Consider the following 8,319-nt stretch of genomic DNA (forward strand, 5'->3'; position numbering starts at 1 on the left):
TCTGATGATCAGAGCGGCATGAGCCGTGTAACGGGAGACTGTTACGCACGGTTCTGTGAGGGCCGAGGGGTGAAATTCCCCTCGGCTACTCGGCAAGGGGTCCGGCGCGTCCGCCGCGCGTCTGCACCGCACCGCCGCACCGCGCGGACCTTGCCCCGCACCGCAAGGCCGGCGCCCGCGCTGCCGACTGATGCTCTGTGGTGTCGGTCACGGACATACCGGGAGGACAAGGCCCAAGACCTGGGCGAATCGGGCGGGACAACACGCTGGTCAAGGGGGCGGACAAGGGGGTCGGTCAGACCGCGGACAAGGGGTCGGTGTGCATCGTCGGCCGCGTCCGGGTGCTCGCCCGGGTGCCGGGGCCGGCCACCGCGCCGGTTCCGGTCTCCTGCTGACGGAAGGCCAATGATGTCCACCACCTCGCTCGCCGCGCCCGACCCGGACGACGGCGACCAGGGCGCCGATCACCCGACCGACCGGCTCGCGAAGGCCTCGCCCGGCCGGGACAAGAGGCCCGACGCCACCTCCACCGACACCTCCACCGGCACCTCCGTGCCCCCGACGACGGATCAGCCCGTTTCCGCAGGCCAGCGGCCCCGGTCAAGGGGCCTGGGGCGTGGCGACAACCCTCTTCCCCCTGCTGCTGAGGTGCGGTGGAAGCGGGGTTCGACACAGCCGGTCAGGAAGGGGGTCCTGGTGTCGCTCGCCCTGTTCCAACGCGCCACCAGCCGGGAGCTCTGGCACCTGGTCCTGCCCCAGCAGCGCAACGACCGGGCGACCCGCGACGCCATCGGCGACCTGGAGGACGCCGGGAGGGTGCGCCAGGAGCTGCGCCTGCCGGACGGCCGCAAGCTGTGGACCCTGACCGCAGCCGGCCGCCGGGAGGCCGCCGGACTGCTCCCGGCCGGAGCGAAGCTGTCCGCGCTGCGCCCCGAGCGCGACGGCCCGGGCACGGCGTTCTCCGAGCACGCCCTGGACGTCGTCGCCACCGCCGGCCTCCTCGCCCGCGCGGGCATCGGGTACCTCCGGGCGTTCGCCACCGAGGTCGAGCACGCGATCCCGCACCGCCGCTCGCTGTTTACCGACCTGGTGCTGCGCGATCCCGGCGCGAAGGTGCCCGTGCTCCTGGCCGAGGTCGACCGCGAGAACGAAGGCGTCGGCACGCTCGTGGAGAAGCTCACCTCCTACCGCACCTGGTGCGAGCTCCCGGCGAAGGGCGAGAGCAAGGCGGATTTCGAGGCCTCGCTGCGCCGTTCCTGGGCCCGCACGCACGACCTGCGGCTGTGGCCCACCGTCTACCCGCCGACCGGCCACGAAGGCCTGCCGCCGGTCGCCCTGGTCCTGGAAGCCGGCCGCAAGCGCACCCGACCCGGAGCCAAGCCGCTCACCCCGGAGCAGAAAGAGGAGAAGGCCAAGCAGGACCACCAGCGGCTGCTGCACCGCATGGCCGAGGTCGAGACCGCCTCCGAGGACATCTGGCACGCGCCCGCGTACGGCGGCGACGCCGTCCACGCCCGCAACTACCACCGCGCCCTCCCGGTCGTGGCGACCACCCTGCCGCTGCTGCGCCGCTTCGGCGCCGACGGCCCGGTCTGGCACCGGTTCGGCCGCCGCGGCTGGCACGCCCTCGACCAGGCGCTGGCCAACCCGGACGGCGACGAGCTGCTGCGCGCGGAGCAGGCCGCCGCCGACCAGGCCCGCCAGGAACGGGAGCAGGAACGGCAGAAGGCGGAGCGCGAGCGCCGCCGTCCGGCCTGCACTCGCTGCAAGGCGCCGTTCTCGGACGAGCGGTGGGAGGAGCGCGAGCGGGCCGCCTGGGGCGACGACGGGCTGTGCGTCGGCTGCCGCCAGGCCGCTGCCGACCGGAAGGCGCGGGAAACCGCCGAGCGCGAGCGGGCCGCCGCCGAAGCCGCGGCCGCCGAGGCGAAGCGGCGCGGCTCCTGGTGGCGCCGCTCCTGACCCCGGCGCGCCCCTGCTGACCTGCGCCGGGGAGTTTCGGCACCCCTGCTGACCTGCACTGGGGAGTTTCGCCTCGGGGCGGTGGTGAGTTTGGTCGCCGCCGCTGGTGAGTTCCGGGCGCCGACCGGCGAGTTTCGGGTGTTGGTGCAGGTCAGGGGCCGGTTAGAAACGGTCGGGGCTGGGCCGTTCGGGGGGCGGCGGGGTTCGGCTCGGCAGCGCGGTGGGCAGAGCCTGCGACATGACGACACCTTCGACCAGGCGCCGCCCGCGCCCCCGCCGTTCGGCCGCGCCCGTTCCTGCTGCTCCAGTCCGCGCCGGACGGCCGTCGGCCCCGGCCCGCAGCGGCGGGTGCTGCCGGACCTGGGCCAGCGAGCACCTGACCCCGGGCGGGATGGTCGTGCGGACGACCTGGCACGAGCCCGCCTGCCCGACCTGGGGCCAGCCGTCCACGGCGACCGGCGACCGGGCCGTTCCCCACCGCCTGGAGGCCGGCCGCGGATAGGCTCGACGCACTGTCGCCAGGGAGGGGTGGACCGATGACACAGCCGATCCGATTGGGGCCCGAGCCGGTAGCCGAGTGGATCATCGAGGTCTGCGGCTGGCAGGAGCAGGCCCGCGTGCTCCTCGGGCACCTGCCCTCCCAGCGGCGCCTGGTCCACGACGCGGACCGCTGGTGGATCGGGATCGACGCCTTCGCCCCGTACCAGCGTGTCCAGCTGTGCGCGGGCCGCGTCCTCGACGATGGCACCTTCGGCGACGTCTCCGCCGTCCTGGACGGTCCGGTCAACGCCACCGACCGCGAAGAACTCGCCCAGGCCGTCCAGGAGCTGCGCAAGCGCCTCGACGCCCCGCAGCCGCCGAATCGCTGGGCCGCCGGCCGCTACGGCTTCCCCCAGCCCTGACCCGCCGTCACCCCTTCGAGTGAACCGCCCGGCCCCGGCCCCGGGGTCGGGCAGACTGCCGCTGTGACCGACACCGACAGCAGCCTGTTCCAGCCCGGCACCACCGTGGTGCGCCGCGACGTCCACGCCGGCCGGGTGTGGACCGCGATGCCCCAGCGCGTGATCGACGACACCGGCCACGTGCTGACCCTGGCCTACTGGCCGGGCATCGAGAGCCTGGCCCCGACGACCTGGATCACCTCGACCCGCACCGGCGACGACACCACCCGCAAGCAGGGCCTGGCCGACCTGGCGGCCGGCACCTGGACGCTCGGCCCCTACCGCTGGGAGAACACGGAGCTGCTGAGCTTCTTCCTGGCCGGCGAGTGGTTCTCCGTGCACTGCTTCCAGGACGCCGCCACCCACGAGCCGCTGCGCTGGTACGTGAACTTCGAGCACCCCTACCAACGCCACCCCGGCCTCGGCATCGACACCATGGACCTCGCCCTCGACCTGGTCATCACCCCAGACCTGACGGGCCACCACTGGAAGGACACCGAGGAGTACGCCCAGCTGCGGCGCCTCGGCGTGGTCAACGACTACGCGGACCGCCAGATCGAGCAGGCCCGCAGCCGGGCGATCGCCATGCTGGACGACCGCACCGGGCCGTTCGCCGCCGGCTGGCCGACCTGGGCACCGGACCCGGCCTGGCCACTGCCCACACTGCCGACCGGCGCCGACGAAGCGGCCACCTCGGCGACGGCGTACCGGCTGTGACGGGCAGCGGCGCGGCGCCCGGGTAGTTACGCGGCCGCAGGCTCCGCCGGCACCTCGATGGCTGTTGAGCCTCGGCCGCCTCAGAGCGGGACGGGCGTCATACAGCTAGCCCCGACCAGTTCGGCAGGTGGTTGGTGACGTCCCCAGACGATGCGGTGGAGGGCGGGGGCTGAGGCACGGACGACGACGGCCAGCTCGTCAAGGCATTACAGGGCACGAGCACTGTCGAGCTCCACTCGGTGGCTGGGGAAGACTTCCTCCGGCGCACCGGCAGGCTGGTAGGCGAACCGCTCGCGTGCCGCGTCGGTGCGCAGCTCGCCGCGCTGGTGGGTGAGGACGTGCCGCAGGTCGCGGATGTACTTGACCGCGGCAGTGTCGAGGTCGTTCCCGAAGACGGCATGCGCGTCATCCGCACCCGACCGTGCCCCGCCGGCCACCTTGATGGTCGCCCCGGAGTGGGCGGGCGGTACCTTGACGGCTGCCCCGGCTGTCTCGCCGATTCCTTGATGGTCACCCCAATGCCTTGGTGAACACCTTGATGGTCACCTTGGTAGGCGCCCCCAGATACCTTGGAGACCGTCCCGCCCGCTGGCCGGAAACCTTGGAGGTCAGGTAAAAGCCGCAGGTCAAAGCATTGGTGGCGCCGTCTGCGGAGTACCTTGATAGGCCGCCCGGGTGTTCCTGGACGGGTCATCAAGGTGCGGGTGCCGGTCAGGCCTACAGCTCGGTCCACCCGCACGCCCGCCCGCCCGTGCCGCTGAGCGGATGCCAGATCGGCGCGGACGGCCCGCGCTGGACCAGGTCCTCGATCCGGGCGGCGCCGGCCGGGACGGCGGCCAGCATCTCGGTGACGGCCGGGTTCTCCTCGGCGGCCAGCCGCAGATCCGCCACCGCGCCGCGCACCCCGGCGGCCGCCGTGCCGACCAGGACCACCAGCAGCCGCGGGAACGCTCGCCAGCGCCGCTCCCACGCCCGGCCCCGCCCGTCCGGGCCCGCCTGCTCCCACACCCGGGCGCACGCCGCCAGCTGTGCCGCGGTCTCCTCGGCGCCGACACCGGGGCGGTGGCGCTCGACGAACGCCCGCAGGCGGCGGCGCTCCTCGCCGGTGCCGGCGGTGTAGGCGAGCTCGGCGGTGGGCCGGTACACACCGCCGCCTTCGCCAGTGGGCAGCGCCCGGGCGGGCAGGAGGTCGAGCGGGCCGCAGTCCTCGCCGCGCTCCCGGGCGTCGGCCACGAAGGCGGCGTGGATCCGGCCGACGTCGAGCAGGTGCTCGCGACCGTGCCTCACGGCGAACTGCTCGCCGTCCAGCGTCTGGGCCTCCGCGCGGCGGGCCTCGGGGAAGGTCGCCGCCACCGCTGCGCCCTGGGCGGTGAGGTGCCAGGCCTTCGCCCGGCCGGCCTGCGGCAGGGTCACGAACTCGGCCAGGCCATCGGCGTACAGGCGGGTCAGCCGCTTCTGGGTCTGCTTGATCCCGGCGGCTCCGCCGTGCAGCTGGTGGAGCTGCTCGGCAGTCGCCAGCGTGAAGCGGTGAAGCGTGACCAGAACGTCGTGGTCGGTCTCCAGATCCCCGTGCACGAAGGTGCTCCCTCATTCCGAAGCACGGGCTTATCCCGTGCTCGGAGAATGGAACCCCACGAAACTCACCGGATTTCTCACCATCAAGGTTGGTAGTCCATAACGATCTGATAACTCCCGCCATCAAGGTATCCCGCGTTCTTACCGGTCCGAAATGCGGTCCGTAATCCCGTCCGCCAACCAGTCCCGACCTCGGGGCCCTCGTCGGACCGATCGGCACGTCTCTGACCTGCTGGGATGGCCATCAAGGTGCCCTGGTGAGTTTCCTTGGTGGCCCATCAAGGAAACTCACCAATACCTTGGTGGCCCTGGTGAGTTTGCCGGACTGCTTCCGTTCCCCCTGCCGTTTCCCCCTCCGCTGCCCCTACCGGCCCTCCCGCGCCGGATGCGGGAGAACGAGCAGGTCAGTGCCCGAATCCGGGCCGCCGCCGCATTCTGGCAACCCTCTTCTCCCGTCTTTCTGCTTTTGGTTTTGGTTTGTGGTTGTGGCGTTGTCGGTTGGTCGGTTCGGGTTGTTGCACCTGCGGTGGGCTTTTCCTTTTCTCGCGTCCGGCTGGTGCCGGCCGCTCGCTGGTCGGTGGGTGGCGGCGGGGCCGGATCAGGGGCGGTTGGAGAGGGTGCGGCGCGCGGGCCCGGAACAGGCTTGGCGGCTGTCAGGAACGCCGGATATCCCTCAGAGGCAGCAGCCGACCACGACCACCGGGAGACGTCCGTGAGCACCCGTCAGAGCCCCGCCCAGCCCGACGACAACGACGACCAGGGCGACGCCGTCGAACCGCCGCAGCCGTCCCGGCCGGGACGGACCGCGTTCCGGCGCGGCGCCGCCAACCCGAACAGCTCGACCAACGCCCTGCGCTCCGACGTCCTCGGCGCGCTCGGCGTCCTCAAGGTCGCCACCGCCGACCAGCTCCAGCGCATGCTGCGCCCGCAGGCGGCGTCGAACACCGTGATCCGGCAGGCGCTGCGCGACCTCGCGTTGCACGGCCTGGTCGCCTCGGACGGCAACACGAAGGACCGGCACAAGACCTGGCGGCTGGAGGGCGCCGCCGGGCTGGACGCGGCCGCCTCCGTGCTCGGGATGGTCCGCTCGGAGATGGGCGGCACCGCCCGGGGCGCCGGCCGCTCCGGCGCTCAGCACGCGATGGCGGTCAACGAGACGATCGCCGCGTTCGTCCTCGGCGGCAGCGCGCCCGGGGCCGCGGGCGGGGTGGGCACGGTGCGCTCCTGGTCGACCGAGACCGAGTTCCTGCTGCCGGGCGGCAAGCGGAAGGTGCGCCCGGACGGCGTGTGGCAGGCCCCGGAGATCGGGGTGCCGGTGCTGATGGTCGAGGTCGACCGCTCCACCATGGCCCCGGCCGACGTCGCCGCGAAGTTCCCCCGGTACCGCGAGCTGTTCCGCACCAAGGTCCGCGACAACGACCCAGCCCTCGCCGACCAGGAGCCGGCCGACCGGACGGTGCACTGGTGGCGCCGAACCTGGCCCGGCCACGCCCGGCCCGGGTACCCGCCGGTCGCCCTGGTCGTCACCGACGCCGGACCGGTCGCCCTGGCCAACCGGCAGCAGGCCGTCGCGGACCTGTCCGCCGACTGCTGGCTCGGCCGGTGGTGCAAGGTGGTCCGCGACTACAACGACGACGGCTGGCGCGAGTACAACGACGCGGTGCCCATCATCGCCACCACCCTGGAGGCCCTGGCCGAACACGGACCGCTCGGACCCATCTGGTGGCGCTACGGCCGCGACGGACGGCACTCCCTGATCGAGGCGCTGGACAACCCGAACAACCGCGCCGCCTACGACCAGCGCCAGGCCGCCCGGGAGAAGAAGGCCAAGCAGGACCACCGCGAGCTGATGCAGACCCTCGCCTGCGCCGACTGCGGCAACGTCCCCAAGGAGGAGAGCACTTGGGTGCATGGCAGCCGCCAGTGGACCCGCCGCCCCGGCGGCCGCTGCTGGCCCTGCCACCAGGAACACATGGAGCGCCTGGAACGGGAGGCCGAAGAACAGCTGGAAGCCGCCCGGGCAGCGAACGCCGCGCTGCGCCCGTGCTGGACGTGCCGGGGCTCGATCGGCGGCAAGGAGGGCTCGAAGCTGGAGCTGCGGGAGAAGGCCGGCCCCGACCGGCTGGAGTGCCCGCAGTGCGCACGGGACCGCGCCGAGAAGAACCTGGGCCCGCTCGTGCTGCCCGCCCCGACCAAGCGCGAGCAGGTCGCCGCGCTGGTGTCCGCTCCGGACGATCCGTGGTGGGAGGACCGGGTGCTGCACGCGAAGCTCTACCCGGTGAGGGGCCGCTGGGTGTGACCTGTTGGCGGGTGTGGGCGTGGAATGGCCGCTCATGCCTGGTTGTCTGGACCTTTGGTTGTGTCTGTCGGGGTGGTGGCGGGGTGGGTGTCGGGGCGGGGTTTGGTGACTGTGTGTGGTGGTGGGTGGGGGTTGGGGGTCGGGTCGGCCTGCTTGGGGGGTCGGCTTGGTGTTGTGGGTTGTTTTCGGGGGTGAATTCCGCCGGGTGTTCCTCCCGGTTGTTTTGGCGGATTGGTTGCCGGTGGTGGTCTGAATTGGGGTTGGAATTGCGGTGGTGGGGGTGGTGTCGGGGGTGGGTGTTCGGTTTCGTCCGGGGTGGAGCCGCCGGGCCTCCGCGTCGTCCGGGCCTGCTGTGCCCTGCTCGGTCGCCGCCGTGCGCCGCCGTCCCGGCGGCCGTGCGCCGCCGTCCCGGTCGTCGTTCGGGGCTGTGGGGGTTGTGGGGTTGTGTCATTGGGGTGCTGTTCTCCCTGGTGGCGGGGCGTTCTGTGGGGCCTGTGGGCGGCTGTTGCGGTCGTTGTCCGCCTCGGCGTCGTTGCGGCCGCCGTTCGGGTCTGCGCGGCTGTCTCGGTCCTGCTGTGCCGTCGTCCGGGCTGGGTCCGTGCGTGCTCGGGCCGGGCGCCGGGCTGCGCCGTTGCTCGCCTTGCTGCGCCCTGGTTCGGCCTGGCTGGGCCGGAGGGCTGGGTGGCCGTCAGGCCGCCCTGGAGGACCTCCAGCAGGCCGTCCTGGCGCTGTTCTGGTGGTGGGTGGGGGTTGTCGCGCTTGCTGTCGCGTGCTGCTGTCGTGTGGGGTGCTGTCGCGTGTTGTGACGTGGGCGGATACCCCTCAACC

General features: G+C 72.8%; 6 protein-coding genes. 4 read left to right on the forward strand and 2 right to left on the reverse strand.

Annotation, left to right across the window (positions count from 1 at the left end):
- Window positions 1–405 precede the first annotated feature (405 nt).
- The 3 genes from ACFXDE_RS43325 (at window position 406) to ACFXDE_RS43335 (ending at window position 3,617) form a co-directional block, all read left to right on the forward strand.
- Window positions 406–1,959, forward strand: coding sequence for a hypothetical protein (locus ACFXDE_RS43325; RefSeq protein ID WP_380499719.1), 1,554 nt, complete (start codon window positions 406–408; stop codon window positions 1,957–1,959).
- Window positions 1,960–2,495: 536 nt separating this feature from the next.
- Entirely contained in the window at window positions 2,496–2,861 is a 366-nt protein-coding gene (locus tag ACFXDE_RS43330; protein WP_380499720.1) for a hypothetical protein, read from the forward strand.
- A gap of 63 nt (window positions 2,862–2,924) precedes the next feature.
- The gene (locus tag ACFXDE_RS43335; protein WP_380499721.1) at window positions 2,925–3,617 is read left to right on the forward strand and encodes a DUF402 domain-containing protein; all 693 of its coding nucleotides are present in this window, start codon (window positions 2,925–2,927) and stop codon (window positions 3,615–3,617) included.
- A gap of 206 nt (window positions 3,618–3,823) precedes the next feature.
- Here the strand turns inward: ACFXDE_RS43335 and ACFXDE_RS43340 are convergent, their stop codons facing one another.
- Together ACFXDE_RS43340 and ACFXDE_RS43345 are read right to left on the reverse strand one after the other, a co-directional pair.
- Window positions 3,824–4,054, reverse strand: coding sequence for a hypothetical protein (locus ACFXDE_RS43340; RefSeq protein WP_380499722.1), 231 nt, complete (start codon window positions 4,052–4,054; stop codon window positions 3,824–3,826).
- 280 nt (window positions 4,055–4,334) lie between these two features.
- Window positions 4,335–5,192, reverse strand: coding sequence for a replication-relaxation family protein (locus tag ACFXDE_RS43345; RefSeq protein WP_380499723.1), 858 nt, complete (start codon window positions 5,190–5,192; stop codon window positions 4,335–4,337).
- Between the two features lie 712 nt (window positions 5,193–5,904).
- On the opposite strand from ACFXDE_RS43345, the gene ACFXDE_RS43350 reads away from it, so the two are divergent.
- Window positions 5,905–7,491 carry a replication-relaxation family protein gene (locus ACFXDE_RS43350; protein ID WP_380499724.1) on the forward strand — a complete coding sequence of 529 codons (1,587 nt, stop codon included), beginning with the start codon at window positions 5,905–5,907 and terminating at the stop codon, window positions 7,489–7,491.
- Window positions 7,492–8,319: the final 828 nt, after the last annotated feature.

This window comes from Kitasatospora sp. NPDC059408 (assembly GCF_042751525.1).
Lineage (GTDB): Bacteria > Actinomycetota > Actinomycetes > Streptomycetales > Streptomycetaceae > Kitasatospora.

Excerpts from the sequence above, each read along its gene's own strand:
- ACFXDE_RS43330 (WP_380499720.1), top strand. The coding sequence starts at position 2,496 with ATGACACAGCCGATCCGATTGGGGCCCGAGCCGGTAGCCGAGTGGATC.
- ACFXDE_RS43325 (WP_380499719.1), top strand. The coding sequence starts at position 406 with ATGATGTCCACCACCTCGCTCGCCGCGCCCGACCCGGACGACGGCGAC.